Below are 24966 nucleotides of genomic sequence, written 5' to 3'. Positions count from 1 at the left end.
AACGGCTGTGTTGATTCGCGCGGACAACAAGATTCCATTAGCCACGCCCGCTGACACCGGGCCAACGAAGAACTTTGAACCATGGCCACTATCCACGTAGACGGCAAAGAGCTCGAAGTCGATGGGGCAGACAACCTGTTACAGGCATGTCTGTCGCTAGGCCTCGATATCCCTTATTTCTGCTGGCACCCCGCCCTTGGCAGCGTTGGCGCTTGCCGCCAGTGCGCGGTCAAGCAGTACACCGACGAGAACGACAAGCGTGGTCGGATCGTCATGTCCTGCATGACCCCCGCCACCGACGGCAGCTGGATCTCCATCGACGACGAAGAAGCGAAAGTGTTTCGCGCCAGCGTCGTTGAATGGCTGATGACCAACCACCCTCACGACTGCCCGGTCTGTGAAGAAGGCGGTCACTGCCACCTGCAAGACATGACGGTAATGACCGGCCACAACGAGCGCCGTTACCGCTTCACCAAGCGTACCCACCAGAACCAGCAACTGGGCCCGTTCATTTCCCACGAAATGAACCGCTGCATCGCCTGCTACCGCTGCGTGCGCTTCTATAAGGACTACGCCGGCGGCACCGACCTGGGTGTATTCGGCGCCCACGACAACGTGTACTTCGGTCGCGTTGAAGACGGCACCCTGGAAAGCGAGTTCTCCGGCAACCTCACCGAGGTCTGCCCGACCGGTGTGTTCACCGACAAGACTCACTCCGAGCGCTACAACCGCAAGTGGGACATGCAGTTCTCGCCGAGCATCTGCCATGGCTGCTCCAGCGGTTGCAACATCTCCCCGGGCGAGCGTTACGGCGAACTGCGTCGCATCGAAAACCGTTTCAACGGTTCGGTGAACCAGTATTTCCTGTGCGACCGTGGCCGTTTCGGCTACGGCTACGTCAACCGCGAAGATCGCCCGCGTCAGCCACTGCTGGCCAACGGCGCCAAGCTGAGCCTGGACGAAGCCCTGGATAAAGCGGCCGAGTTGTTGCGCGGTCGCAACATCGTCGGTATCGGTTCGCCCCGCGCCAGCCTCGAAAGCAACTACGCGTTGCGCGAGCTGGTCGGTGCCGAGCACTTCTACTCCGGTATCGAAGCCGGTGAGCTGGAACGCATCCGCCTGGTCCTGCAGGTATTGAAAGACAGCCCGCTGCCTGTGCCGAACATGCGCGACATCGAAGACCACGACGCCGTGTTCGTCCTCGGTGAAGACCTGACCCAGACCGCTGCCCGCATGGCGCTGTCCCTGCGTCAATCGGTCAAGGGTAAAGCTGAAGACATGGCCGACGCCATGCGCGTCCAGCCTTGGCTCGACGCTGCGGTGAAGAACATCGGTCAGCACGCGCTGAACCCGCTGTTCATTGCCAGCCTGGCTGAAACCAAGCTCGACGACATCGCCGAAGAGTGCGTTCACGCCGCGCCCGACGACCTGGCCCGCATCGGTTTCGCCGTGGCCCACGCCCTGGACGCCAGCGCACCGGCCGTCGAAGGCCTGGACACCGAAGCCCTGGACCTGGCCAAGCGTATCGCCGACGCCCTGCTCGCGGCCAAGCGCCCACTGATCATCGCCGGTACTTCCCTGGGCTCCAAAGCCTTGATCGAAGCCGCCGCGAACATCGCCAAAGCCCTGAAGCTGCGCGAGAAAAACGGTTCCATCAGCCTGATCGTGCCAGAGGCCAACAGCCTGGGCCTGGCCATGCTCGGTGGCGAATCGGTCGACGCCGCGCTGCAAGCGGTGATCGACGGTAAGGCCGACGCCATCGTCGTGCTGGAAAACGATCTGTACACCCGCACCGACAAGGCCAAGGTCGACGCTGCCCTGAGCGCCGCCCAAGTGTTGATCGTTGCCGACCACCAGAAGACCGCCACCAGCGATCGCGCGCACCTGGTCCTGCCAGCTGCCAGCTTCGCTGAAGGCGACGGTACCCTGGTCAGCCAGGAAGGCCGCGCCCAGCGTTTCTTCCAGGTGTTCGATCCGAAGTACATGGACGCCAGCATCCTGGTTCACGAAGGCTGGCGCTGGCTGCATGCCCTGCGCGCCACCTTGCTGAACCAGCCGATCGACTGGACCCAACTCGACCACGTCACCGCCGCCGTCGCCTCGAGCACCCCGCTGCTCAACCGCATCGTCGACGCCGCACCGTCCGCCGCGTTCCGCATCAAGGGTCTGAAACTGGCCCGTGAACCGCTGCGTTACTCCGGTCGTACCGCCATGCGCGCCGACATCAGCGTGCACGAACCGCGTACCCCGCAGGACAAGGACACCGCGTTCGCCTTCTCCATGGAAGGTTACTCGGGCTCGGCCGAACCGCGTCAGCAAGTGCCGTTCGCCTGGTCTCCGGGCTGGAACTCGCCGCAGGCCTGGAACAAGTTCCAGGACGAAGTCGGTGGTCACATCCGTGCCGGCGACCCGGGCACCCGCCTGATCGAAAGCACCGGTGACTCGCTGAACTGGTTCGCCAACGTTCCGCGCGCGTTCAACCCGGCCCAGGGTACCTGGCAGGTTGTGCCGTTCTTCCACCTGTTCGGCAGCGAAGAGAACTCTTCGAAAGCCGCGCCGGTTCAGGAACGCATTCCGGCTGCCTACGTCGCTTTGGCCAAGTCCGAAGCCGACCGCCTGGGCGTCAACGACGGTGCCCTGCTGAGCTTGAACGTAGCCGGCCAGGCCCTGCGTCTGCCGCTGCGCATCAATGAAGAGCTGGGCGCTGGTCTGGTGGCACTGCCTGCGGGCATTGCCGGCATTCCGCCAGCAATCTTTGGCAAATCCGTTGACGGTCTGCAGGAGGCAGCGCAATGACCTTGTTCACTCCTGAAGTGATCGACATCATCATCGCGGTCCTCAAGGCCGTGGTGATCCTGCTTGCCGTGGTGGTCTGCGGCGCCCTGCTCAGCTGGGTCGAGCGTCGTCTGCTCGCCCTCTGGCAGGACCGTTACGGTCCGAACCGCGTCGGCCCGTTCGGCGCGTTCCAGATCGCTGCCGACATGATCAAGATGTTCTTCAAGGAAGACTGGACCCCACCGTTCGCCGACAAGATGATCTTCACCCTGGCACCGGTCGTGGCCATGAGCGCCCTGCTGATTGCCTTCGCGATCATCCCGATCACCCCGACCTGGGGCGTGGCGGACCTGAACATCGGCATCCTGTTCTTCTTCGCCATGGCCGGTCTGTCGGTCTACGCGGTGCTGTTCGCCGGTTGGTCGAGCAACAACAAGTTCGCCCTGCTGGGCAGCTTGCGGGCCTCGGCCCAGACCGTGTCGTACGAAGTGTTCATGGGCCTGTCGCTGATGGGCATCGTGATTCAGGTCGGCTCGTTCAACATGCGCGACATCGTCGATTACCAGGCCCAGCACCTGTGGTTCATCATTCCGCAGATCTTCGGTTTCCTGACCTTCTTCATCGCAGGCGTGGCCGTGACTCACCGTCACCCCTTCGACCAGCCGGAAGCGGAACAGGAACTGGCCGACGGTTACCACATTGAATACGCCGGCATGAAATGGGGCATGTTCTTCGTCGGCGAGTACATCGGCATCGTGTTGATTTCGGCACTGCTGGTGACCTTGTTCTTCGGTGGCTGGCACGGTCCGTTCGGCATCCTGCCGCAGATCCCGTTCATCTGGTTCGCACTGAAAACCGGTTTCTTCATCATGATGTTCATCCTGCTGCGCGCTTCCATTCCGCGCCCACGGTATGACCAAGTGATGGATTTCAGCTGGAAGTTCTGCCTGCCGCTGACCCTCGTCAACATGCTGGTGACCGCTGCGATCGTGTTGCTCAACACGCCCGCCGTCGCGGCTCAGTGAGGATAGAGAATCATGAAGTACATTTTTGACATCGTGCATGGCCTCTACACCCAGCTTCGCAGCCTGGTGATGATTTTCGGCCACGCCTTCCGCAAGCGCGACACGCTGCAGTATCCGGAAGAACCGGTCTACCTGCCGCCGCGCTACCGTGGCCGTATCGTCCTGACCCGCGACCCCGACGGCGAAGAGCGCTGCGTGGCCTGCAACCTGTGCGCCGTGGCTTGCCCGGTCGGTTGCATCTCGCTGCAGAAAGCTGAAACCGAAGACGGTCGCTGGTACCCGGACTTCTTCCGCATCAACTTCTCGCGCTGCATTTTCTGCGGTCTCTGTGAGGAAGCCTGCCCGACCACCGCGATCCAGCTGACACCGGATTTCGAGATGGCCGAGTTCAAACGTCAGGACCTGGTTTACGAGAAAGAAGATCTTTTGATCTCCGGCCCCGGCAAAAACCCTGATTACAACTTCTATCGTGTTGCAGGTATGGCGATTGCCGGTAAGCCGAAAGGCTCCGCGCAGAATGAAGCCGAACCGATCAACGTGAAGAGCTTGCTGCCTTAAGGAAGAAAGATGGAATTCGCTTTCTATTTCGCATCGGGTATCGCTGTGGTGTCCACGCTTCGCGTGATCACCAACACCAACCCCGTGCACGCCCTGCTCTACCTGATCATTTCGCTGATCGCCGTGGCCATGACGTTCTTCGCCCTCGGCGCACCGTTTGCCGGTGTCCTGGAAGTGATCGCCTACGCTGGCGCCATCATGGTGCTGTTCGTGTTCGTGGTGATGATGCTGAACCTGGGGCCCGCCTCGGTTCAGCAAGAGCGCGTCTGGCTCAAGCCCGGTATCTGGGGCGGCCCGGTCGCCCTCGCCGCCTTGCTGCTGGTTGAACTGCTGTATGTGCTGTTCGCCCACCAGAGCGGTCAGGCCGTCGGCCACACCACCGTAGACGCCAAGGCCGTGGGCATCAGCCTGTTCGGTCCTTACCTGCTGGTGGTCGAACTCGCCTCGATGCTGCTGCTTGCCGCAGCCGTCACGGCGTTCCACTTGGGCCGCAACGAAGCCAAGGAGCAATGACGATGCCTGCTATCCCTATGGAGCATGGTCTGGCGGTCGCCGGCATCCTGTTCTGCCTCGGTCTGGTCGGCCTGATGGTCCGCCGCAACATTTTGTTCGTGTTGATGAGTCTTGAAGTGATGATGAACGCCTCCGCACTGGCGTTCATCGTGGCCGGCAGCCGCTGGGCGCAGCCGGATGGACAGATCATGTTCATCCTGGTGATCAGCCTGGCAGCCGCCGAGGCCAGTATCGGCCTGGCGATCCTGCTGCAACTGTATCGCCGCTTCCACACGCTCGATATCGACGCTGCCAGTGAGATGCGCGGATGAACCTACTCTTTCTGACTTTCGTATTCCCTCTCATTGGTTTCCTGCTGCTGTCGTTCTCCCGTGGACGCATCTCGGAAAACCTCGCGGCGCTGATCGGCGTCGGCTCCATCGGCCTGTCGGCGATCGTCACCGCCTACGTGATCTGGCAGTTCAACGTGGCCCCACCGGAAGGTGGCGCCTACGTTCAAGTGCTGTGGCGCTGGATGGCGGTGGAAGGCTTCACGCCGAACTTCGCCCTGTACCTGGATGGTCTGTCCGTGACCATGCTTGGTGTGGTGGTGGGCGTCGGCTTCCTGATCCACCTGTTCGCCTCCTGGTACATGCGTGGTGAAGACGGTTACTCGCGTTTCTTCGCCTACACCAACCTGTTCATCGCCAGCATGCTGTTCCTGATCCTGGGCGATAACCTGTTGTTCCTGTACTTCGGCTGGGAAGGCGTGGGCCTGTGCTCGTACCTGTTGATCGGTTTCTACTACAGCAACCGCAACAATGGTAACGCCGCACTCAAGGCCTTCATCGTGACCCGTATCGGCGACGTGTTCATGGCCATCGGCCTGTTCATCCTGTTCGCCCAACTGGGCACGCTGAACGTTCAGGAACTGCTGGTGCTGGCACCGCAGAAATTCCAGGCTGGCGACACCTGGATGGTCCTGGCCACCCTGATGCTGCTGGGCGGCGCTGTCGGTAAATCCGCGCAACTGCCGCTGCAAACCTGGCTGGCGGACGCGATGGCCGGTCCTACCCCGGTTTCGGCACTGATCCACGCCGCAACCATGGTGACCGCCGGTGTCTACCTGATCGCCCGTACCCACGGCCTGTTCACCCTGGCGCCGGAAATCCTGCACCTGGTGGGCCTGGTGGGTGGCGTGACCCTGGTCCTGGCCGGTTTTGCCGCGCTGGTCCAGACCGACATCAAGCGAATCCTCGCCTACTCGACCATGAGCCAGATCGGCTACATGTTCCTGGCCCTGGGCGTCGGTGCCTGGGATGGCGCGATTTTCCACCTGATGACCCACGCCTTCTTCAAGGCCCTGCTGTTCCTTGCCTCCGGTGCGGTGATCGTTGCCTGCCACCACGAGCAGAACATCTTCAAGATGGGCGGCCTGTGGAAGAAACTGCCGCTGGCCTACGCCAGCTTCATCGTCGGCGGTGCGGCCCTGGCGGCCCTGCCACTGGTGACCGCAGGCTTCTACTCCAAGGACGAAATCCTCTGGGAAGCGTTCGCCAGCGGCAACCACGGTCTGCTCTACGCAGGTCTGGTCGGCGCGTTCATGACCTCGCTGTACACCTTCCGCCTGATCTTCATCGCGTTCCACGGTGAAGCGAAGACCGAAGCCCATGCCGGTCACGGCATTGCCCACTGGCTGCCACTGTCGGTGCTGATCGTATTGTCCACCGCCATCGGCGCGATGATCGTTCCGCCACTGCACGGCGTACTGCCGGAAAGCGTCGGCCATGCCGGCGGCGAAGCCAAGCACAGTCTGGAAATCGCTTCGGGCGCCATCGCCCTGGCCGGTATCCTGCTGGCCGCGCTGCTGTTCCTGGGCAAGCGCCGCTTCGTCACCGCCATCGCCAACAGCGGCATCGGCCGTTTCCTGTCGGCCTGGTGGTTCGCTGCCTGGGGCTTCGACTGGATCTACGACAAACTGTTCGTCAAGCCATACCTGGCGATCAGCCACATGCTGCGCAAAGACCCGCTCGACCAGACCATCGGTCTGATCCCGCGCATGGCCAAAGGCGGTCACACCGCCCTGAGCCGTACCGAGACCGGTCAACTGCGTTGGTATGCCGCCTCGATGGCTGCTGGTGCCGTGCTGGTCATTGGCGCTGTCGTGCTGGTAGCGGTCTGATATGAACCTTGCGAACTTGCGAAAGGAATTGAGCCCGTCATGATTCTGCCTTGGCTAATCCTGATCCCCTTCATCGGCGGCCTGCTGTGCTGGATGGGTGAGCGCTTCGGCGCCACCCTCCCCCGCTGGATTGCGCTGTTGACCATGTCCCTGGAACTCGCTCTCGGCCTCTGGCTGTGGGCCCATGGCGACTATTCGTTTGCTCCGGCGCCGGGCGCCGATCCGACCTGGGTGATTGAATTCAAACACGTCTGGATCCAGCGCTTCGGCATCAACGTGCACTTGGCCCTCGACGGCCTGTCGCTGTTGATGATCCTGCTGACCGGTCTGCTGGGTGTCCTCTCGGTACTCTGCTCGTGGAAAGAGATTCAACGTCACGTTGGCTTCTTCCACCTGAACCTGATGTGGATCCTGGGCGGTGTCGTCGGCGTGTTCCTGGCCCTCGATCTGTTCATGTTCTTCTTCTTCTGGGAAATGATGCTGGTGCCGATGTACTTCCTCATCGCGCTCTGGGGTCACAGTTCTTCGGACGGCAAGAAAACCCGGATCTACGCAGCGACCAAGTTCTTCATCTTCACTCAGGCGTCCGGCCTGATCATGCTGGTGGCGATCCTGGGTCTGGTGCTGGTCAACTACAACGACACCGGCGTGATTACCTTCAACTACGCCGACCTGCTGAAAACCAAGATGTCGCTCACCACCGAGTACATCCTGATGCTCGGCTTCTTCATCGCTTTCGCGGTCAAGCTGCCGGTCGTGCCGTTCCACTCCTGGCTGCCTGACGCTCACGCCCAGGCACCGACCGCAGGTTCCGTCGACCTGGCCGGTATCCTGCTGAAAACCGCGGCCTACGGTCTGCTGCGTTTCGCCCTGCCGCTGTTCCCGAACGCGTCGGCCGAGTTCGCGCCGATCGCCATGACCCTGGGTCTGATCGGGATCTTCTACGGTGCATTCCTGGCGTTCGCGCAAACCGACATCAAGCGTCTGATCGCCTTCTCGTCCGTTTCCCACATGGGCTTCGTACTGATCGGCATCTACTCCGGCAGCCAACTGGCGCTGCAGGGCGCGGTGATGCAGATGCTGGCGCACGGTCTGTCCGCGGCCGCACTCTTTATCCTGAGCGGTCAGCTGTACGAACGCACCCACACCCGCGACATGCGTGAGATGGGCGGCCTATGGTCGAAGATCGCCTACCTGCCGGCCCTGAGCCTGTTCTTTGCAGCCGCCTCCCTGGGCCTGCCGGGTACCGGTAACTTCGTCGGCGAGTTCCTGATCCTGATCGGCACCTTCAACTTCGCCCCATGGATCACCGTGATCGCGACGACTGGCCTGGTGTTCGGTTCGGTCTACTCGCTGATCATGATCCACCGTGCCTATTTCGGTCCGGCCAAATCGGACGCGGTGCTGCATGGCATGGACGGTCGCGAAATGATCATGGTGGTCGGTCTGGCAGCGCTGCTGATTTACCTCGGCGTCTACCCGCAACCGTTCCTCGATACCTCTGCCGCTACGATGCATGGCGTGCAGCAATGGCTCGGCACCGCCTTCACTCAACTCGCTTCGGCCCGGTAAGAGCGCTATGGAATTCACGATTCAACACTTTATTGCGCTTGCGCCATTGTTGATCACCAGCGCCACGATCATCGTGGTGATGCTGGCTATCGCCTGGCGCCGCAACCACTCCCAGACCTTCCTGCTGTCGGTGGCGGGTCTGAACCTGGCTTTGCTGTCGATCCTGCCGGCCCTGAAAGTCGCGCCTCTGGCCGTGACCCCTTTGCTGCAGATCGACACCTTCGCCTGCCTGTACATGGCGCTGATCCTGGTCGCCACCCTCGCCTGCGTAACCCTCGCCCACGCCTACCTGGGCGATGGCGGTTCGGGTTACCCGGGCAACCGTGAAGAACTGTACCTGCTGATCCTGATGGCCGCCGCCGGTGGCCTGGTACTGGTCAGCGCGCAGCACCTGGCCGGCTTGTTCATCGGTCTGGAGCTGCTGTCGGTACCGGTCTACGGTCTGGTGGCCTACGCCTTCTTCAACAAGCGTTCGCTGGAAGCCGGCATCAAGTACATGGTGCTGTCGGCGGCCGGTTCCGCGTTCCTGCTGTTCGGTATGGCCCTGCTCTACGCTGACGCCGGCTCCCTGAGCTTCGTCGGCATCGGCCAGGCCCTGGCGGCCACCGGCCTGCCGAGCTCCCTGGCGCAGTTGGGCCTGGGCATGATGCTGATCGGCCTGGCGTTCAAACTGTCGCTGGTACCGTTCCACCTCTGGACCCCGGACGTCTACGAAGGTGCTCCGGCACCGGTTGCAGCGTTCCTGGCCACCGCCTCCAAAGTCGCCGTGTTCGCGGTGATGGTGCGCCTGTTCCAGATTTCGCCAGCGGCGAGCAGCGGCGTGCTGAGCAACGTACTGACCATCATCGCCATCGCGTCGATCCTGTTCGGTAACCTGCTGGCCCTGACCCAGAGCAACCTCAAGCGTCTGCTGGGTTACTCGTCCATCGCCCACTTCGGCTACCTGCTGATCGCCCTGGTGGCGAGCAAAGGCCTGGCCGTGGAAGCCATCGGCGTGTACCTGGTCACCTACGTGATCACCAGCCTCGGCGCCTTCGGCGTGATCACCCTGATGTCCTCGCCGTACAACGGCCGCGACGCCGACGCCCTGTACGAATACCGCGGCCTGTTCTGGCGCCGTCCGTACCTGACCGCCGTACTGACCGTGATGATGCTGTCCCTGGCCGGCATCCCGCTGACCGCGGGCTTCATCGGCAAGTTCTACATCATCGCCACTGGCGTCGAGTCGCACCAATGGTGGCTGGTCGGCTCCCTGGTACTGGGCAGCGCCATCGGCGTGTTCTACTACCTGCGTGTCATGGTCACCCTGTACCTGATCGAACCGAACCTGCGCCGTCACGACGCCCAGCTGCACTGGGAACAGAAGGCAGGCGGCGTGATGCTGCTGGCCATCGCCATCGTCGCGTTCTTCTTGGGCGTGTACCCACAACCGCTGCTGACCCTGGTTCAGCAATCGGGATTGGCGGGTTGATCGCTTAGGAATCTGGCAGGAAAAGAAACGGCACCTTCGGGTGCCGTTTTTTGTTTGTAGAATTTTTTACCGCTGCCCTCCCCTCTTGCGGAAAACCCGTAAATCTCTTGCGCACAACCTTTCGCTACCGTTCGTGATCATGGTTTCACCAAATCCCATTGACACTCTTTTAACCTGACACCGTCGATAACACTCCCTTTCTCGATATCGATGTCGCCGTCAGCATCGAGGAAAACATGCGTGTTGGGCCACTTCGGTGTGATGCTGATGCAATGCCAACGCTCGTTCTCGGCTGCCCACGAAAACTCCATGAAAAACTCGGTATCCGGGAATAGATATCCATGGTCACTCACCGCATTTCCAGGAGACATCCGTCCCCGGTATATCCGGTCTTGGACGTTCCATGTGTACCGTAATCCCTGCTTGGCATCCTTGGAATAATTGACGGTTGCGCCGGGTAGTACATAAACATCCCATAGGGCGATCAAGCACAACGCCAGCAGTGGCAGCAGCAGTGGTAGCAATGGAATCCTTATCCATCCCAGATAACGAAATCGCGGTTTATGTACAGACGTGGACACTGACTCCATCTCCCCAGTCTTCTGGAGCTACTGCCAACACTTTACTCATGATCATTTGCGCTGTTATCCCGCCATTAGGATATTGATGGGCGAGCTTTACGCCGATGCTTATCGACACTCTGTCAGCTACATCATCCCATGATCGTAATTCAGTCCAAGAGCTTGCCGTTGGATGAGGGCCAGGGAGTTTTCTATCTTTTTTGGGGATAGTTCGTATCTCTTCGACCTTGCGCAGGGTATCTGATGCAATTTGTTCGGCTCCTGCGCCGTCTAGTAGCAAGGTTTCGGAAAGCCCGCCTATGATTCCGACATAACCGTAGTGGATGTTTGACCAAATATCGTAGTAGTACTCGTACTTGCCTTGTTTGTGTCGAACTCCGGCGAATCGTTTCCGAAGTTTCGGCTTGTGATCCCACTCCATATTTTGACCGACTTGCTTGGTCCACATTGCCATTGCCTCAAGCTGCTTCGTCTATGCGATAGCTTTGAAATTCGGCGGCCCCGCCAGTCTGGCGTACCAAGGTAACTGCAGAAACTTTCTGGCAGCCGCGCTGCTGTCGTAATCAAGCAGTTCCTTCATTTGCAAAACGACGGGATGCCGGATGTTCCGATTCATCTCCCCAGCTATATACCCGGCCAGTTCTTCCATTTGATCCGGATGGTTGCAGCTGGCGGTTGCAAGAAGACCACCGCGTGAGGTGGCGAATGGCCTGGCAAGTTTTGGATCAGCCATTCGGGAGTCTGACGTCACCACTCTTTCCGACGGTCTGGCGGAATGAACGGCGGCCCTGCCCGCTGGCGGTGCGGCGTTGGCGCTTTCATAAGTGGCCCCGAACACCGAGGGGATCAGTCGGGCCTTGCAGGGGCAATTGCTATAGCTATCCAGCGTGCCGGCGATGGCTTTGCCATGACTGATCATGTAGGAAATGCCACCGACAATGTTGTAGGTCTTGCCATCCTTGCCACAGGTGACTCGGTCGCCTTCGCGGGCATGGGCAATGCCGAACATCATGATGCCGGTATGGCCATCCAGGACTTTGCCGCCGCAGGTGGTCTTGTCGTGCAGGCCAATGAAATGCCCTTCGCTCATTGATGTTCTCCCTGCTGGATGCGAGGCAGACATTCCTCGACCAGGGGCGCGCGCTCCCGACCCACCAACAAGCAACCGCCTCGCAATGTGTTCACGATCCCGTGACCGTTGCACAAATGGCGGCCGACCAGCGCCAGAGAATCATCGGATAACGCTACGAGTCGCTCTTCAGTGAGTACGGGGCGTCCAGATTGCGCAGGTATCCGGCGCTGACTTCGTTGGGATAGGAGGGGTTCAGGGGGGCATGCATGTGCAACGTCCTTATTGTCATCGATTTGAGTTGCCCTCCCCTCCCTCTCGCAGAGGCGGGAAAGGATTGGGCGATGACTAATAAGAAGTTGGGAGCCTGCTGGCAGCAATCCCGATGGCACGGTCAAAAAGAACGAATAGGAAGTTTCGCAGAAGCAAACTGCCTATTTCCTACAGCGGTAGTTACAAACGACGACTTTTCGGCCAGTGGCCGCCCACATGGCGACCCTGCGGGTGGACCCTTGCTCGTTGAACAATAAGACCTGCGCCGAAGCAACGTTCTCGCTTTACCGAGCGCAGCCTGCGACAGCTCTTACAGGGTCTATGCCCTGCCCGTGTAGGAGTTGTCGCCCGTTACGATCTTTTGGTCTTCCTGCCTACCACTTGTCCAGAAGAGTGGTGCATCGCAATCCGTCATTACTGACATACCACTATCGATCCGAACGTTAAGGTAAGTCGCAGTTAGACAGGAGTGGTCAATGACACAGGATATATGTATGACGATGTGCAACGTCGGGGAACAAGCAACCTATTATTCATCTGCCTTTACCGCCCCGAAATATTCTGGCTATATTTGTCCAGAATACGGGAGAGAACCCATGATCATCGTTCCTTTGGCCGAAGCCAAAAACAATCTGTCCAAGCTCGTCGATGAAGCGGCAGCCGGGAAAATCATCACGATTGCCAAACATGGTCGGGCCCTGGCTAGTCTGGTTCCAGTGGGAAAAACCGGTGGCCGGCGTATCGGTGCGATGAAGGGCAAACTGGTTCTACCCCAAGACTTTGATGCACCACTGCCAGACGAAATGCTCGATGCATTCGAAGGAACTCATGAATGAGGGTTTTGCTCGACACCCATATTCTGCTCTGGTCACTCAGCGATGATCCCAGGCTTTCAGCCAAGGCGAGAAAACTGATCGAAAGCGCTGCGGACATCTACGTGAGCGCAGCGACATTCTGGGAAATGGCGATCAAGGTCGGGCTGGGTAAACTGGATGTAGATCCGGACGAAATACGCCAGTACTGCCTCGAAAGCGGGTTCATTGAGTTGCCAGTAACGCCAGAACACGCGATTGCGGTGAAAAACCTGGAACATCACCATCGCGACCCGTTCGATCGCCTCATCGTGGCCACCGCCATGACAGAACCCATGAAACTGCTCACCGTCGATCCCATACTGACCCGGTACACCGAACTGGCTGTATTGGTTTAAGCATTTTCAGAATCAAAAGATCGCAGCCTGCGGCAGCTCCTGCACTGGAATCCGATCCTCCTGTAGGAGCTGCCGCAGGCTGCGATCTTTTGATTTTCATGATGGTCAGGGACATGGGTGTGAGGGCTGGCCCCTTCGCGAGCAAGCCCGCTCCCACATTTGACTGCATTGCATCAATCGAACCTGGTTGAGTGTGGATGCGAATCGTCAAAAGAAAACGGCACCTTTCGGTGCCGTTCGCCTTTCACACTACAGCCGTTTTATTTAGGCGCATTCGCCCAGGATTTCAGCAGCTCGGTATAGCTCACGGTTTCGCCTTTGGGCTTTTCGTTGGCCAGTTTCGGCTTGGGTGCGCCCGGTTGGTCGAACCAGTATTGCGCGTCGCGCTCGGGGTTCATTTTCGGGGCGCAGGTGGTTTGCGCTTTCGAACGTTCCAGGCGGGACATGATGGCGTCCTGATCCTTGGCCAGACCGTCGAGGGCTTGCTGTGGGGTTTTCTCGCCGCTGGCGGCTTCGGCGATGTGACTCCACCACAGCTGCGCAAGACGCGGATAGTCCGGCACGTTGGTCCCGGTCGGGGTCCATTGCACGCGGGCCGGGCTGCGGTAGAACTCCACCAGGCCGCCGAGTTTCGGCGCCAGGTCGGTCATGGCCTGCGAGTTGATGTCCGACTCGCGGATCGGCGTCAGGCCGACGATGGTTTTCTTCAGCGACACGGTTTTCGAGGTCACGAACTGCGCGTACAGCCAGGCTGCGAGTTTCTGCTTCTCAGGCGTGGACTTCATGAAGGTCCAGGAACCCACGTCCTGATAACCCAGCTTCATGCCCTCTTCCCAGTACGGGCCGCGTGGCGACGGCGCCATGCGCCATTTCGGCGTGCCGTCGGCGTTCACTACCGGCAGGCCAGGCTTGGTCATGTCGGCGGTGAAGGCGGTGTACCAGAAGATCTGCTGGGCGATGTTGCCCTGGGACGGTACCGGACCGGATTCGGAGAAGGTCATGCCCGCCGCTTCCGGTGGCGCGTAGGCCTTGAGCCAGTCGACGTATTTCTGCGTGGCGAAGACCGCTGCCGGGCCGTTGGTGTCGCCGCCGCGGGTCACGCTGGAACCGACCGGATGGCAGTCCTCGACGCGAATCCCCCACTCGTCCACCGGCAAGCCGTTGGGCAGGCCCTTGTCACCGCCACCGGCCATGGAGAACCAGGCATCGGTGAAGCGCCAGCCCAGGGACGGGTCTTTCTTGCCGTAGTCCATGTGCCCGTAGACGCGCTTGCCGTCGATCTCTTTAACGTCTTCGCTGAAGAATTTGGCAATGTCTTCATAGGCTGACCAGTTCACCGGTACGCCCAGCTCATAGCCATACTTTTCCTTGAACTTGGCTTTGAGGTCTGCACGCTCGAACCAATCGGCGCGGAACCAGTACAGGTTGGCGAATTGCTGGTCAGGCAGTTGGTAAAGCTTGCCGTCCGGCGCAGTGGTGAAGGACAGGCCGATGAAGTCCTTGAGATCCAGGGTCGGCGAGGTGAAGTTCTTGCCTTCGTTGGCCATCAGGTCGGTGATCGCTTCGGTCTTGCCGTAGCGAAAGTGCGTACCGATCAGGTCCGAGTCGTTGACCCAACCGTCATAGATGCTCTTGTCCGACTGCATCACGGTCTGCAGCTTTTCCACCACGTCGCCTTCCTGCAGCAAGTCGTGGGTGACCTTGATCCCGGTGATCTCGGTAAAGGCCTTGGCCAGTACCTTGGATTCATACTCGTGGGTGGTCAGGGTTTCGGAGACGACCTTGATGTCCATCCCGCGAAACGGCTCGGCCGCCTTGATGAACCACTTCAGTTCTGCCAGTTGTTGATCCGCCGTCAAGGTGGACGGCTTGAACTCACTGCCGATCCATTTCTTCGCGGCATCTTCATAGGCATCGGCCCAGGCCGAAGCGCTCAAACCGCTGAGTGCCAGCATGGCTGCCAATGAAATGCTATGTCGCAGCTTATTGTTTTTGTCGAACATAGAGACCTCCTTATTGAATTTGGGAGCAACATTGCCGAGCGATTCGACTAGCCCCAACGCATCACAGCCAACAGCCACACCAGGGACAACGCGAACGCCACCCAGATGCTCCAGTCGGTCACGCCAATTACCAGCAAATGCAAGTAGGCGCTGCCGAGAAGACCGATAAACAACCGATCGCCACGGGTGGTGGCAATCGGCAGAAAACCACGCCGAAGAACGCTCGGCGAGCGCAACTCCCAAGTGGTCATGCCCACCAGGATCAAGCCAATCACACCGAAGAATGCCGCCGTGGGGACGGTCCAGCTCATCCATTCCATCATCGATTCCTCATACCCGGCCCAGGGCAAAGCCCTTGGCCACGTGGTTGCGAACAAACCAGATCACCAGCATGCCCGGCAGGATGGTCAACACCCCCGCCGCCGCCAGCACGCCCCAGTCGATACCCGACGCCGACACCGTGCGCGTCATCACCGCCGCGATGGGCTTGGCATTGACCGAGGTGAGGGTTCGCGCCAGCAACAACTCGACCCAGGAAAACATGAAGCAGAAGAACGCCGTCACACCGATGCCGGAGCCGATCAGCGGGATGAATATCTTCACGAAGAACTTGGGGAAACTGTAGCCGTCGATATAGGCCGTTTCGTCGATCTCCTTGGGAACACCGGACATGAAACCTTCCAGAATCCACACCGCCAACGGCACGTTGAACAGGCAGTGGGCCAGGGCCACGGCGATGTGCGTATCGAACAGGCCGATCGATGAATACAACTGGAAAAACGGCAGCAGAAACACCGCCGGCGGCGCCATGCGGTTGGTCAGCAACCAGAAGAACAGGTGCTTGTCCCCCAGGAAACGATAGCGCGAGAACGCGTAAGCCGCCGGCAACGCCACGCTCAGGGAAATGACCGTGTTCAGGCTCACGTAGTACAGCGAGTTGAGGTAACCGGTGTACCAGGCCGGATCGGTGAAGATCACCTTGTAGTTGTGCAGGGTGAAGTCAGTAGGAAACAGCGTCAAACCGCCGAGGATTTCGGTGTTGCTCTTGAACGACATGTTCAGCAGCCAGTAGATCGGCACCAGCAGGAACAGGATGTAGAGCAGCAACGGGATCAGCTTTCTTTTGCTCATGGCGCGGGCCTCAACGGTTGGCGTCTGAGTGAGTCATGGCGGTATAGAACAGCCAGGACACCAACAGGATGATCAGGAAGTACACCAGCGAGAACGCCGCCGCCGGCCCCAGGTCGAACTGGCCGATCGCCATTTGCGTCAGGGTCTGGCTGAGGAACGTCGTGGCATTGCCCGGGCCGCCACCGGTGAGCACGAACGGCTCGGTGTAGATCATGAAGCTGTCCATGAAGCGCAGCATCACCGCGATCAACAGCACGCTCTTGAGCTTGGGTAACTGAATGTGCCGGAACACCGCCCAGGCCGAGGCCCGGTCGATCCGTGCCGCCTGGTAATACACATCCGGAATCGCCCGCAGACCGGAGAAGCACAACAGCGCCACCAGCGAGGTCCAGTGCCATACATCCATCACCAACACGGTGACCCAGGCATCCATGGTGTTCGCCGCATAGTTGTAGCTGATGCCCATGGCATTGAGGCTGGAACCGAGCAGGCCGATGTCGGCGCGACCGAAGATCTGCCAGATGGTGCCGACCACGTTCCACGGGATCAGCAACGGAATCGCCAGGACGATCAGCACCGCCGACGACCAGCGCCCCTTGGTCGGCATGGTCAGGGCGATGGCGATCCCCAAGGGGATTTCGATCAGCAGCACGCAGGCCGAGTAGATGAACTGGCGTAGCAAGGAGTCATGCAGACGTTTGTCGAGCAACACCTGTTTGTACCAGTCGGCCCCGACGAAGAAGCGGCTGGACTGGTCGAAGATGTCCTGCACCGAATAGTTGACCACGGTCATCATCGGGATCACCGCACTGAACGCCACCAGCAGGAACACCGGTAGCACCAACCACCAGGCCTTGTTGTTCTGCACCTTGTTCATGGCTGCACCTCATCATTGGCTTGGGATTCGAGCAGGAATTCGTCGGCGTAGACCATCAGCCACTGCGCCGGAAAACTGATGTAGGCCGTGCCTTCGGGTACCGGTTTGTCTTCGGCCAGACGCACCTTGAGGGTGGCGCCGTCGAGGTTCAGGGTCATGATCTTGTAGGTGCCGAGGTCTTCGACGTGTACCACTTGTGCCCGCAGCGCGTCATCGAACGGCTCGTCCCAGACATGGACGAACTCGGGCCGGATGCCGACTTTGAGGGTTTGCCAGGTCGATTCGGCGATGCGTTTCTGCATCGCTTCCGACAGCGGCAAATGGGTCGAGGCGAAGCCCACGCCACCTGGCTGCGGCTGCACTTCGATCAGGTTCATCCCCGGGCTGCCGATGAAATAGCCGACGAAGGTGTGGCTCGGCCGTTCGAACAATTCCCGCGGCGTACCGAACTGCACGATCTGGCCGCCGTACATTACCGCGATCTTGTCGGCGAAGGTCGAGGCCTCCAGTTGATCGTGGGTGACGTAGACCATGGTGATGTTGAACTGCTCGTGGATCTGCTTGAGCTTGCGCCGCAGTTTCCACTTCAGGTGCGGATCGATCACCGTCAGCGGTTCATCGAACAGGATCGCCGACACGTCATCGCGCACCAGGCCGCGGCCCATGGAGACTTTCTGTTTTTCGTCGGCGGTGAGGTTGCGGGCCTTCTTGTTCAGCAGGTTCTGCAGGTCGAGGACTTCAGCGATTTCCTGGACCTTGGTGTGGATTTTCGCTTCGGCCATGCCCTGGTTGCGCAGCGGGAAAGCCAGGTTGTCGAACACCGTCATGGTGTCGTAGACCACCGGAAACTGGAACACCTGAGCGATGTTGCGCTTCTCCGGCGTCAGGTCGTTGACCGCCTTGCCGTCAAACAGCACATGGCCCTGGGACGGGCTGAGCAACCCCGAAATGATGTTGAGCAAGGTCGACTTGCCACAGCCCGACGGGCCGAGCAAGGCATAGGCGCCACCCTGTTCCCAGATGTGGTCCATCTCGCGGATCGCGTAATCCTCCGGCCCGCTCGGCGTGCTGGTGTAGCTGTGGGCGAGGTTCTGCAAACGGATTTCGGCCATCAGGCAACCCTCGCGACACGCCGGCCGGGCGCTTGAACCAGCCGCCCCTGCGTATCGAACACAAACAGTTTATGGGTCGGGATGTAGATGCGGATAGGCGCATCGACGTCGTATTCGTGAACGCCGGGCAAGTGCAGCACCAGCAGAAAATGCTCGTTGCGCACGTGCAGGAAGGTTTCCGAGCCGCTGATTTCCGCCACTTCGACGGTCACCGCCAGTTCGAGGTCATCGTCGTTGCTCGGCACCAGCGAGATATGGCTGGGGCGCACGCCAAAGCGAAATTCTCCCTCGCCCACCGGGCGCAGATCGACGTTCAACGGGAAGTGCACGAAATTGGCGAAACTCACTTCGTTGCCGGCGATGCGCCCAGGCATCAGGTTGATCGGCGGCTCGGAAAACAGCTCCGCCGCCAGCACGGTCTGTGGCTGGTGATAGACCGCCGAAGACTGGCCGCTCTGGATCACCCGCCCCTCGTGAAGAATGGTGGTGGTGCCGCCCAGTGCCAGGGCTTCGTTGGGCTCGGTGGTGGCGTAGACGGCGATGGTGTGCCGTGCCTTGAACAGTTCGCGCATTTCCTGGCGCAGCTCTTCGCGCAATTTGTAGTCGAGGTTGACCAGCGGCTCATCGAACAGGATCAGCTCGGCATCCTTGATCAGCGCCCGGGCCATGGCCGTGCGCTGTTGCTGGCCGCCGGAAAGTTCCAGGGGGTAGCGCTTGAGGAATTTCTCGATGCGCAGCATCTTCGCTGTTTCCAACACCTTGCTCTGGATCAGCTCATTGGACACACCGGCCTGGCGCAACGGCGAGGCGATGTTGTCGAAGACGGTCATGGTCGGGTAGTTGATGAACTGCTGATACACCATCGACACATTGCGCAAGCGCACCGGACGTTGGGTGACATCCACGCCATTCATCAGGATGCGGCCGCTGTCGGGCTTGTCCAGCCCGGCCATCAGGCGCATCAGACTGGTTTTGCCGGACAGGGTGCGCCCCAGCAAAACGTTGAAGGATCCAGGTTCGAAACTGAGGCACGCATCGTCAATCCAGGTCTGGCCCTCGACGGTGCGGCTGACATGCTCCAGGGTTAATGACATGGCTCGGCCTTTTTTATTTTTTGGAGTCAAGCGACCGGAGCTCTATAGCGACATCTGTGCCAGAAATCACAACATGTTGATTTTATTGGAAATCGCTGAAAATGACCTATGAGTCGCGTTCGATGCTGAACACAAATGAACAATCGCAACTGAACAACTGAACACTTCAACGGTTGACAATGAACATTAGTGAACAACACTCTACAGGTGCTTTTTGCTTCCCCGGAATCCGGCCAATGCCGCTGAACCCATGTGGGAGCGGGCTTGCTCGCGAAAGCAATGTGTCAGTCGGTACATACATAGGCTGAAATACCGCTTTCGCGAGCAAGCCCGCTCCCACATGGTGTTGTATTCCAGAACTACCTCATAACAACAATAAAAGCGTTAATCAGAGGCTGACTGCCATGGCCGCACCTGCCCCCGCGTTATCCCATGACGCCATCATCCAGGACTCCTGGTCCCGTTGCCGCGCGTTCGGCTTGAGTCATCAAAGCACTCCCGCCTTCGATCAATTGCCGGCGGATGGCATCGCGCAGTTGCTGGAGAGCCAGCATTCATTGGTGCAGACCACGCACCAGGAAGTGCTGCCGTATTACGAGAACATCCTGAGCAACTCCAATTGCCTGATCATGCTGGCCGACAATCAAGGCCAGGTGTTGACCTCCTGGGGCACTCAACGCTTTATCGAGCCTGGCCTGGCCCGTGGTTTCAGCGCCGGCGCCAGTTGGATGGAGCGATGCAGCGGTACCAATGCCATCGGTACTGCGCTGGCCTGTGAACAGGCGGTGCACATCGAGCACGATGAACACTTCCTCAAGGCCAACCGCTTCATGACCGGGTCCGCGGCGCCGATTTTCGATGCCGAGCGCAAGGTCATCGCGGTGCTGGACGTGTCCAGCGACAGCTACCTGCCGCCGTCCCACACCCTGGGCATGGTCAAGATGATGAGCCAGACCGTGGAGAACCGGCTGATCCTCAACCTGTTCCACGGCCAGCATTTCCAGCTGACGTTCAACACCGGCCTGAACAACCTCGACAGTCAGTGGGCCGGGTTGCTGATCTTCGACGAGAGCGGCCAGGTGCTGTCCGCCAACCGTCGCGCCGATAATCTGCTGGGGCTGCGGTTGTCGCGGGTCAGTGTCGAGAGCCTGTTCAAAGTGTCGTTGCTGGAATTGCTCAATCAACCCGAAGGGCTGCCCTTCTCGCTCCAGGCTTCCGGGCGTAACCGTTTCCAGTGCGTGCTGAAACGGCCGAAGCAGGTTCCGGTTCAGGCGCGCGTGTTTTCTGAAGCCAGGACCATGGCGGCACCGGCGCCGACCACCATCAGCCTCAACACCCTGCACTTCGGCGACAGTCGCGTGGAAAAAGCCGTGCGTCAGGCCGAGCGCCTGCTGGAAAAAGACATCCCGCTGTTGATTCATGGCGAAACCGGGGTCGGCAAGGAAGTGTTCGTCAAGGCATTGCATCAGGCCAGCTCCCGCAACAAACAGTCGTTCATTGCGGTGAATTGTGCGGCGATCCCCGCCGAACTGGTGGAGTCCGAGCTGTTCGGCTACGAAAAAGGCGCGTTCACCGGCGCCAACCAGAAAGGCAGCATCGGCCTGATTCGCAAGGCTGACAAAGGCACCCTGTTCCTCGATGAGATCGGCGACATGCCGCTGCCGACCCAGGCCCGATTGTTGCGGGTGTTGCAGGAGCGTTGCGTGCAACCGGTGGGCAGCAGTGAGCTGTTCCCGGTGGACATCCGCATCATTTCGGCGACCAACCGTTCATTGCGCGAGCAGGTGCAGTTGGGGCGTTTCCGCGAGGACCTGTATTACCGCATCGGCGGCTTGACCCTTGAGTTACCGCCCTTGAGAGAACGCAGTGACAAGCAGGCCTTGTTCAAGCGCTTGTGGGAACAGCATCGCGAGCCGACTCAGTGGGCGGGGTTGAGTCGTGAGGTGCTGGAATTATTTGACCGTCATCCGTGGCCGGGGAATTTGCGTCAGGTCAGCAGCGTGATGCAGGTGGCGCTGGCCATGGCCGAAGAACAACCGGTGCGGCCGGAGCATTTGCCGGATGATTTTTTTGTCGATCTGGAGATGGAGCCGGTGCAATCGCCGGAGCCGTTGGCGGTGGACCTGGATGATGCCGAGGATTTGAACCGGCAGTTGCAGGCGGTCGGCGGCAACATTTCGCACTTGGCGCGACGGCTTGGGGTCAGTCGCAATACCCTCTACAAGCGATTGCGCCAATCGGACGGCTGACTGCCGCGCAGTCTTTCGTGAGCAAGCCCGCTCCCACAGGTGACGGTGACCCCATGTGGGAGCGGGCTTGCTCGCGAAGGCGTCAGCCGCGACGCCACTTCACTTACGCCCTGCCCCAAAAACAAAAACCCGCACAAGGCGGGTTTTGCTTTTCAGCGCACAGGCTATCAGTCCGCCAAACGCCAGGTCGTGCCGCCCTTGCCATCCTCCAGCACCACGCCCATGGCGGTGAGCTGGTCGCGGATGCGGTCGGACTCGGCCCAGTCCTTGCCGGCGCGAGCAGCCAGGCGCGCGGCGATCAGCGCTTCGACTTGCGCTGCATCCACACGCCCTTCGGCACCGGCCTGCAGGAAGTCATCGGCTTCGAGCTGCAACACACCCAGCACACTGGCCAGCTCCTTCAAGCGCGCCGCCAGACCGGCCGCCGCGTCGAGATCACTCTCGCGCAGGCGGTTGATCTCACGCACCATCTCGAACAGCACCGCACAGGCTTCCGGGGTACCGAAGTCGTCGTTCATCACCTGGGTGAAGCGCTCGACGAAGGCTTCGCCGCCCGCTGGCGCCACGCTCGGCAGGCCTTTCAACGCGTGGTAGAAACGCTCCAGGGCGCCCTTGGCGTCCTTGAGGTTGTCTTCCGAGTAGTTGATGGCGCTGCGGTAGTGGCTGGACACCAGCAGGTAGCGCACGACTTCCGGGTGGTACTTGTCGAGCACGTCGCGGATGGTGAAGAAGTTGTTCAAGGACTTGGACATCTTCTCGCCATTGATGCGAATCATGCCGCAATGCATCCACGCATTGGCGTAGGTCTTGCCGGTAGCCGCTTCGCTCTGGGCGATTTCGTTTTCATGGTGCGGGAATTCCAGGTCGCTGCCGCCGCCATGAATGTCGAAGGTCTCGCCCAGGCAGCAGGTCGACATCACCGAGCATTCGATGTGCCAGCCCGGACGCCCGGCGCCCCATGGCGACTCCCAGCTCGGCTCGCCCGGCTTGGCGGCTTTCCACAGCACGAAGTCCAGCGGGTCCTGCTTGGACTCGTCGACTTCGATGCGCGCGCCAATGCGCAGGTCTTCGATCTTCTTGCGCGACAGCTTGCCGTAGCCCATGAACTTGCCGACGCGGTAGTACACGTCGCCATTGCCCGGGGCGTAGGCGTAACCCTTGTCGATCAGGGTCTGGATCATCGCGTGCATGCCAGGGATGTGGTCCGTGGCACGCGGCTCCATGTCCGGCTTCTTGATGTTCAGGCGCGCTTCGTCTTCGTGCATCGCCGCGATCATGCGCTCGGTCAGGGCTTCGAACGACTCGCCGTTCTCGTTGGCCCGGTTGATGATCTTGTCGTCGATGTCGGTGATGTTGCGCACGTAGGTCAGGTCGTAACCGCTGAACCGCAACCAGCGGGTCACCAGGTCGAACGCGACCATGCTGCGGCCGTGGCCCAGGTGGCAGTAGTCGTACACGGTCATGCCGCACACGTACATGCGCACCTTGTTGCCATCGAGCGGCTTGAAGACTTCTTTGCTCTTGGTGAGCGTGTTGTAGATCGTAAGCACGTTAAATCCCTTGAATCACTGGCCCCACGAATCACGCAGGGTCACGGTACGGTTGAATACCGGAGCGCCCGGTTTCGAGTCCTTGATATCCGCGACGAAGTAGCCTTCGCGTTCGAACTGGAAACGGTCTTCCGGCTGTGCGTTGCCCAGCGAAGGCTCGGCACGACAACCGGTGAGCACCTGCAGCGAGTCAGGGTTGATGTTGTCCAGGAAGCTGGCGCTGTCTTCAGCCTTTTCCGGGTTCGGCGAGCGGAACAGGCGGTCGTACAGACGCACTTCGCACTCGACGCTGGCCGCAGCCGGCACCCAATGCACCACGCCCTTGACCTTGCGGCCTTCAGGGTTCTTGCCCAGGGTGTCCGGGTCGTACGAGCAGCGCAGTTCGACGATGTTGCCGTCGGCGTCCTTGATCGCTTCGTCGGCACGGATCACGTAGCTGCCGCGCAAACGCACTTCGCCGTTCGGCTCCAGGCGCTTGTAGCCCTTCGGCGGCTCTTCCATGAAGTCTTCACGGTCGATATAGATTTCACGGGCGAATGGCAGCGCACGCATGCCCATGTCTTCTTTCGGGTGGCACGGCAGTTCGAGGTTCTCGACCTGGTCTTCCGGATAGTTGGTGATCACGACTTTCAGCGGACGCAGCACGCACATGGCACGCGGGGCGCTCTGGTCGAGGTCGTCACGGATGCTGAACTCGAGCATGCCGAAGTCGACCACGCCGTCGGAACGGTTGGTGCCGATCATTTCGCAGAAGTTGCGGATCGATTTCGGGGTGTAGCCACGGCGGCGGAAGCCCGACAGCGTGGACATGCGCGGGTCGTCCCAGCCGTTGACGTGCTTCTCGTCCACCAGTTGCTTGAGCTTGCGCTTGCTGGTGATCGTGTAGTTCAGGTTCAGGCGGCTGAACTCGTACTGGCGCGGGTTGGCCGGCACCGACAGGTTGTCGAGGAACCACTCGTACAGCGGACGATGGCTTTCGAACTCCAGGGTGCAGATCGAGTGAGTGATGCCTTCTATGGCGTCCGACTGACCGTGGGTGAAGTCATAGTTGGGGTAGATGCACCACTTGTCGCCGGTCTGATGGTGATGGGCGTGACGGATGCGGTACATGATCGGGTCGCGCAGGTTCATGTTCGGCGAAGCCATGTCGATCTTGGCCCGCAGCACGCGGGCACCGTCCGGGAACTCACCGGCGCGCATGCGGGCGAACCAGTCGAGGTTTTCTTCCACGGAGCGATCACGGAACGGGCTGTTGCGGCCCGGCTCGGTCAGGGTGCCGCGGTATTCCTTGGCCTGTTCCGGGCTCAGGTCGTCGACGTAGGCCTTGCCGGCCTTGATCAACTCGACGGCCCAGTCATGCAACTGGTCGAAATACTGCGAGGCGTAGCGCACTTCACCGGACCATTCGAAGCCCAGCCATTTGACGTCGCTTTCGATCGCGTCGATGTATTCCTGGTCTTCCTTGGCCGGGTTGGTGTCGTCGAAACGCAGGTGCGTGACGCCGCCGAATTCCTGGGCCAGGCCGAAGTTCACACAGATCGACTTGGCGTGACCGATGTGCAGGTAGCCGTTGGGCTCAGGCGGGAAACGGGTGACGATCTGCGTGTGCTTGCCCGAGTCCAGGTCCGCCTGGATGATCGGCCGCAGGAAGTTGACCGGCACGGCAGGGCCGGTCTTGGCATTCGAGGTAGGGTCGACAGTGGGCTTGCTCATAGAATCCTTGGCGAGGTGCGTGGCCTGCG

The 24966-nt window shown here is 60.2% G+C and carries 22 protein-coding genes; 11 read left to right on the top strand and 11 right to left on the bottom strand.

The window, feature by feature from the left end:
* The first annotated feature begins 81 nt into the window (after positions 1-81).
* The 8 genes from nuoG to nuoN are packed head-to-tail and all read left to right on the top strand — an operon-like array spanning position 82 to position 10075.
* Complete coding sequence (gene nuoG / locus B0W55_RS10475) at positions 82-2796, top strand: NADH-quinone oxidoreductase subunit NuoG (RefSeq protein WP_077045926.1); 2715 nt, start codon at positions 82-84, stop codon at positions 2794-2796.
* Positions 2793-3800 (top strand): NADH-quinone oxidoreductase subunit NuoH, encoded by a 1008-nt coding sequence (gene nuoH / locus B0W55_RS10470; RefSeq protein ID WP_077045925.1) that lies wholly within the window; start codon positions 2793-2795, stop codon positions 3798-3800. Before nuoG ends, nuoH begins: the two co-directional genes overlap by 4 nt.
* A gap of 12 nt (positions 3801-3812) precedes the next feature.
* Positions 3813-4358, top strand: coding sequence for an NADH-quinone oxidoreductase subunit NuoI (gene nuoI, locus B0W55_RS10465; RefSeq protein ID WP_178132024.1), 546 nt, complete (start codon positions 3813-3815; stop codon positions 4356-4358).
* 9 nt (positions 4359-4367) lie between these two features.
* Positions 4368-4871 carry an NADH-quinone oxidoreductase subunit J gene (nuoJ, locus tag B0W55_RS10460; protein WP_077045924.1) on the top strand — a complete coding sequence of 168 codons (504 nt, stop codon included), beginning with the start codon at positions 4368-4370 and terminating at the stop codon, positions 4869-4871.
* A gap of 2 nt (positions 4872-4873) precedes the next feature.
* On the top strand, positions 4874-5182 hold the full coding sequence (gene nuoK, locus B0W55_RS10455; RefSeq protein ID WP_007946416.1) for an NADH-quinone oxidoreductase subunit NuoK: 309 nt from the start codon (positions 4874-4876) through the stop codon (positions 5180-5182).
* On the top strand, positions 5179-7032 hold the full coding sequence (gene nuoL / locus B0W55_RS10450; RefSeq protein ID WP_077045923.1) for an NADH-quinone oxidoreductase subunit L: 1854 nt from the start codon (positions 5179-5181) through the stop codon (positions 7030-7032). The genes nuoK and nuoL overlap by 4 nt, the downstream gene beginning before the upstream one ends.
* Before the next feature lie 39 nt (positions 7033-7071).
* A complete protein-coding gene (gene nuoM, locus B0W55_RS10445; protein ID WP_077045922.1) occupies positions 7072-8604 on the top strand; it encodes an NADH-quinone oxidoreductase subunit M in 1533 nt (510 codons plus the stop codon).
* Between the two features lie 7 nt (positions 8605-8611).
* A complete protein-coding gene (gene nuoN / locus B0W55_RS10440; protein ID WP_077045921.1) occupies positions 8612-10075 on the top strand; it encodes an NADH-quinone oxidoreductase subunit NuoN in 1464 nt (487 codons plus the stop codon).
* A gap of 137 nt (positions 10076-10212) precedes the next feature.
* On the opposite strand, the gene B0W55_RS10435 is transcribed toward nuoN, so the two are convergent.
* The 3 genes from B0W55_RS10435 to B0W55_RS31525 are packed head-to-tail and all read right to left on the bottom strand — an operon-like array spanning position 10213 to position 11746.
* Complete coding sequence (locus B0W55_RS10435) at positions 10213-10656, bottom strand: hypothetical protein (protein WP_256576259.1); 444 nt, start codon at positions 10654-10656, stop codon at positions 10213-10215.
* Positions 10637-11104, bottom strand: a complete 468-nt coding sequence (locus B0W55_RS31110; RefSeq protein ID WP_077045920.1) for a polymorphic toxin type 44 domain-containing protein — start codon at positions 11102-11104, stop codon at positions 10637-10639. The genes B0W55_RS10435 and B0W55_RS31110 overlap by 20 nt, the downstream gene beginning before the upstream one ends.
* A 24-nt stretch (positions 11105-11128) precedes the next feature.
* A complete protein-coding gene (locus B0W55_RS31525) occupies positions 11129-11746 on the bottom strand; it encodes a PAAR domain-containing protein (protein WP_371807263.1) in 618 nt (205 codons plus the stop codon).
* A gap of 752 nt (positions 11747-12498) precedes the next feature.
* Here B0W55_RS31525 and B0W55_RS10420 point away from each other — a divergent pair.
* Both B0W55_RS10420 and B0W55_RS10415 read left to right on the top strand, forming a co-directional pair.
* On the top strand, positions 12499-12834 hold the full coding sequence (locus tag B0W55_RS10420; protein ID WP_256576260.1) for a type II toxin-antitoxin system Phd/YefM family antitoxin: 336 nt from the start codon (positions 12499-12501) through the stop codon (positions 12832-12834).
* Positions 12831-13208: a type II toxin-antitoxin system VapC family toxin gene (locus tag B0W55_RS10415; protein WP_077045918.1), complete on the top strand. Its 378-nt coding sequence runs from the start codon at positions 12831-12833 to the stop codon at positions 13206-13208. Before B0W55_RS10420 ends, B0W55_RS10415 begins: the two co-directional genes overlap by 4 nt.
* Before the next feature lie 260 nt (positions 13209-13468).
* Here B0W55_RS10415 and B0W55_RS10410 read toward each other — a convergent pair whose 3' ends face one another.
* From B0W55_RS10410 to B0W55_RS10385, 6 genes are read right to left on the bottom strand one after another with little or no spacing between them, the layout of a single operon-like run.
* Entirely contained in the window at positions 13469-15211 is a 1743-nt protein-coding gene (locus tag B0W55_RS10410; protein WP_077045917.1) for an ABC transporter substrate-binding protein, read from the bottom strand.
* Between the two features lie 47 nt (positions 15212-15258).
* Entirely contained in the window at positions 15259-15531 is a 273-nt protein-coding gene (locus B0W55_RS10405; RefSeq protein WP_056854889.1) for a DUF2160 domain-containing protein, read from the bottom strand.
* A gap of 10 nt (positions 15532-15541) precedes the next feature.
* Positions 15542-16342, bottom strand: a complete 801-nt coding sequence (locus B0W55_RS10400; protein ID WP_077045916.1) for a carbohydrate ABC transporter permease — start codon at positions 16340-16342, stop codon at positions 15542-15544.
* A 10-nt stretch (positions 16343-16352) separates the two neighbouring features.
* Positions 16353-17219 (bottom strand): carbohydrate ABC transporter permease, encoded by an 867-nt coding sequence (locus B0W55_RS10395; protein ID WP_077045915.1) that lies wholly within the window; start codon positions 17217-17219, stop codon positions 16353-16355.
* Positions 17216-18331, bottom strand: coding sequence for an ABC transporter ATP-binding protein (locus B0W55_RS10390; RefSeq protein ID WP_077045914.1), 1116 nt, complete (start codon positions 18329-18331; stop codon positions 17216-17218). Before B0W55_RS10390 ends, B0W55_RS10395 begins: the two co-directional genes overlap by 4 nt.
* Positions 18331-19425, bottom strand: coding sequence for an ABC transporter ATP-binding protein (locus B0W55_RS10385; RefSeq protein ID WP_077045913.1), 1095 nt, complete (start codon positions 19423-19425; stop codon positions 18331-18333). Before B0W55_RS10385 ends, B0W55_RS10390 begins: the two co-directional genes overlap by 1 nt.
* Before the next feature lie 404 nt (positions 19426-19829).
* Here B0W55_RS10385 and B0W55_RS10380 point away from each other — a divergent pair, with 404 nt between their 5' ends.
* Positions 19830-21674 carry a sigma-54-dependent Fis family transcriptional regulator gene (locus B0W55_RS10380; protein ID WP_077045912.1) on the top strand — a complete coding sequence of 615 codons (1845 nt, stop codon included), beginning with the start codon at positions 19830-19832 and terminating at the stop codon, positions 21672-21674.
* A gap of 167 nt (positions 21675-21841) precedes the next feature.
* On the opposite strand, the gene cysS is transcribed toward B0W55_RS10380, so the two are convergent.
* Both cysS and B0W55_RS10370 read right to left on the bottom strand, forming a co-directional pair.
* Positions 21842-23224 (bottom strand): cysteine--tRNA ligase, encoded by a 1383-nt coding sequence (gene cysS, locus B0W55_RS10375; protein ID WP_077045911.1) that lies wholly within the window; start codon positions 23222-23224, stop codon positions 21842-21844.
* A gap of 15 nt (positions 23225-23239) precedes the next feature.
* On the bottom strand, positions 23240-24937 hold the full coding sequence (locus tag B0W55_RS10370; RefSeq protein ID WP_077045910.1) for a glutamine--tRNA ligase/YqeY domain fusion protein: 1698 nt from the start codon (positions 24935-24937) through the stop codon (positions 23240-23242).
* Positions 24938-24966: the final 29 nt, after the last annotated feature.

Source organism: Pseudomonas sp. KK4 (assembly GCF_001984065.1).
Taxonomy (GTDB): domain Bacteria; phylum Pseudomonadota; class Gammaproteobacteria; order Pseudomonadales; family Pseudomonadaceae; genus Aquipseudomonas.
This window is presented reverse-complemented; position numbering and strand designations above follow the sequence as displayed.

Bases quoted from the DNA above. Each gene is read 5' to 3' on its own strand.
- nuoG (WP_077045926.1), top strand. From the start codon at position 82: ATGGCCACTATCCACGTAGACGGCAAAGAGCTCGAAGTCGATGGGGCA.
- nuoH (WP_077045925.1), top strand. From the start codon at position 2,793: ATGACCTTGTTCACTCCTGAAGTGATCGACATCATCATCGCGGTCCTC.
- nuoI (WP_178132024.1), top strand. From the start codon at position 3,813: ATGAAGTACATTTTTGACATCGTGCATGGCCTCTACACCCAGCTTCGC.
- nuoJ (WP_077045924.1), top strand. From the start codon at position 4,368: ATGGAATTCGCTTTCTATTTCGCATCGGGTATCGCTGTGGTGTCCACG.
- nuoK (WP_007946416.1), top strand. From the start codon at position 4,874: ATGCCTGCTATCCCTATGGAGCATGGTCTGGCGGTCGCCGGCATCCTG.
- nuoL (WP_077045923.1), top strand. From the start codon at position 5,179: ATGAACCTACTCTTTCTGACTTTCGTATTCCCTCTCATTGGTTTCCTG.
- nuoM (WP_077045922.1), top strand. From the start codon at position 7,072: ATGATTCTGCCTTGGCTAATCCTGATCCCCTTCATCGGCGGCCTGCTG.
- nuoN (WP_077045921.1), top strand. From the start codon at position 8,612: ATGGAATTCACGATTCAACACTTTATTGCGCTTGCGCCATTGTTGATC.
- B0W55_RS31110 (WP_077045920.1), bottom strand. From the start codon at position 11,104: ATGTGGACCAAGCAAGTCGGTCAAAATATGGAGTGGGATCACAAGCCG.
- B0W55_RS31525 (WP_371807263.1), bottom strand. From the start codon at position 11,746: ATGAGCGAAGGGCATTTCATTGGCCTGCACGACAAGACCACCTGCGGC.
- B0W55_RS10420 (WP_256576260.1), top strand. From the start codon at position 12,499: ATGTGCAACGTCGGGGAACAAGCAACCTATTATTCATCTGCCTTTACC.
- B0W55_RS10415 (WP_077045918.1), top strand. From the start codon at position 12,831: ATGAGGGTTTTGCTCGACACCCATATTCTGCTCTGGTCACTCAGCGAT.
- B0W55_RS10410 (WP_077045917.1), bottom strand. From the start codon at position 15,211: ATGTTCGACAAAAACAATAAGCTGCGACATAGCATTTCATTGGCAGCC.
- B0W55_RS10405 (WP_056854889.1), bottom strand. From the start codon at position 15,531: ATGGAATGGATGAGCTGGACCGTCCCCACGGCGGCATTCTTCGGTGTG.
- B0W55_RS10400 (WP_077045916.1), bottom strand. From the start codon at position 16,342: ATGAGCAAAAGAAAGCTGATCCCGTTGCTGCTCTACATCCTGTTCCTG.
- B0W55_RS10395 (WP_077045915.1), bottom strand. From the start codon at position 17,219: ATGAACAAGGTGCAGAACAACAAGGCCTGGTGGTTGGTGCTACCGGTG.
- B0W55_RS10390 (WP_077045914.1), bottom strand. From the start codon at position 18,331: ATGGCCGAAATCCGTTTGCAGAACCTCGCCCACAGCTACACCAGCACG.
- B0W55_RS10385 (WP_077045913.1), bottom strand. From the start codon at position 19,425: ATGTCATTAACCCTGGAGCATGTCAGCCGCACCGTCGAGGGCCAGACC.
- B0W55_RS10380 (WP_077045912.1), top strand. From the start codon at position 19,830: ATGGCCGCACCTGCCCCCGCGTTATCCCATGACGCCATCATCCAGGAC.
- B0W55_RS10370 (WP_077045910.1), bottom strand. From the start codon at position 24,937: ATGAGCAAGCCCACTGTCGACCCTACCTCGAATGCCAAGACCGGCCCT.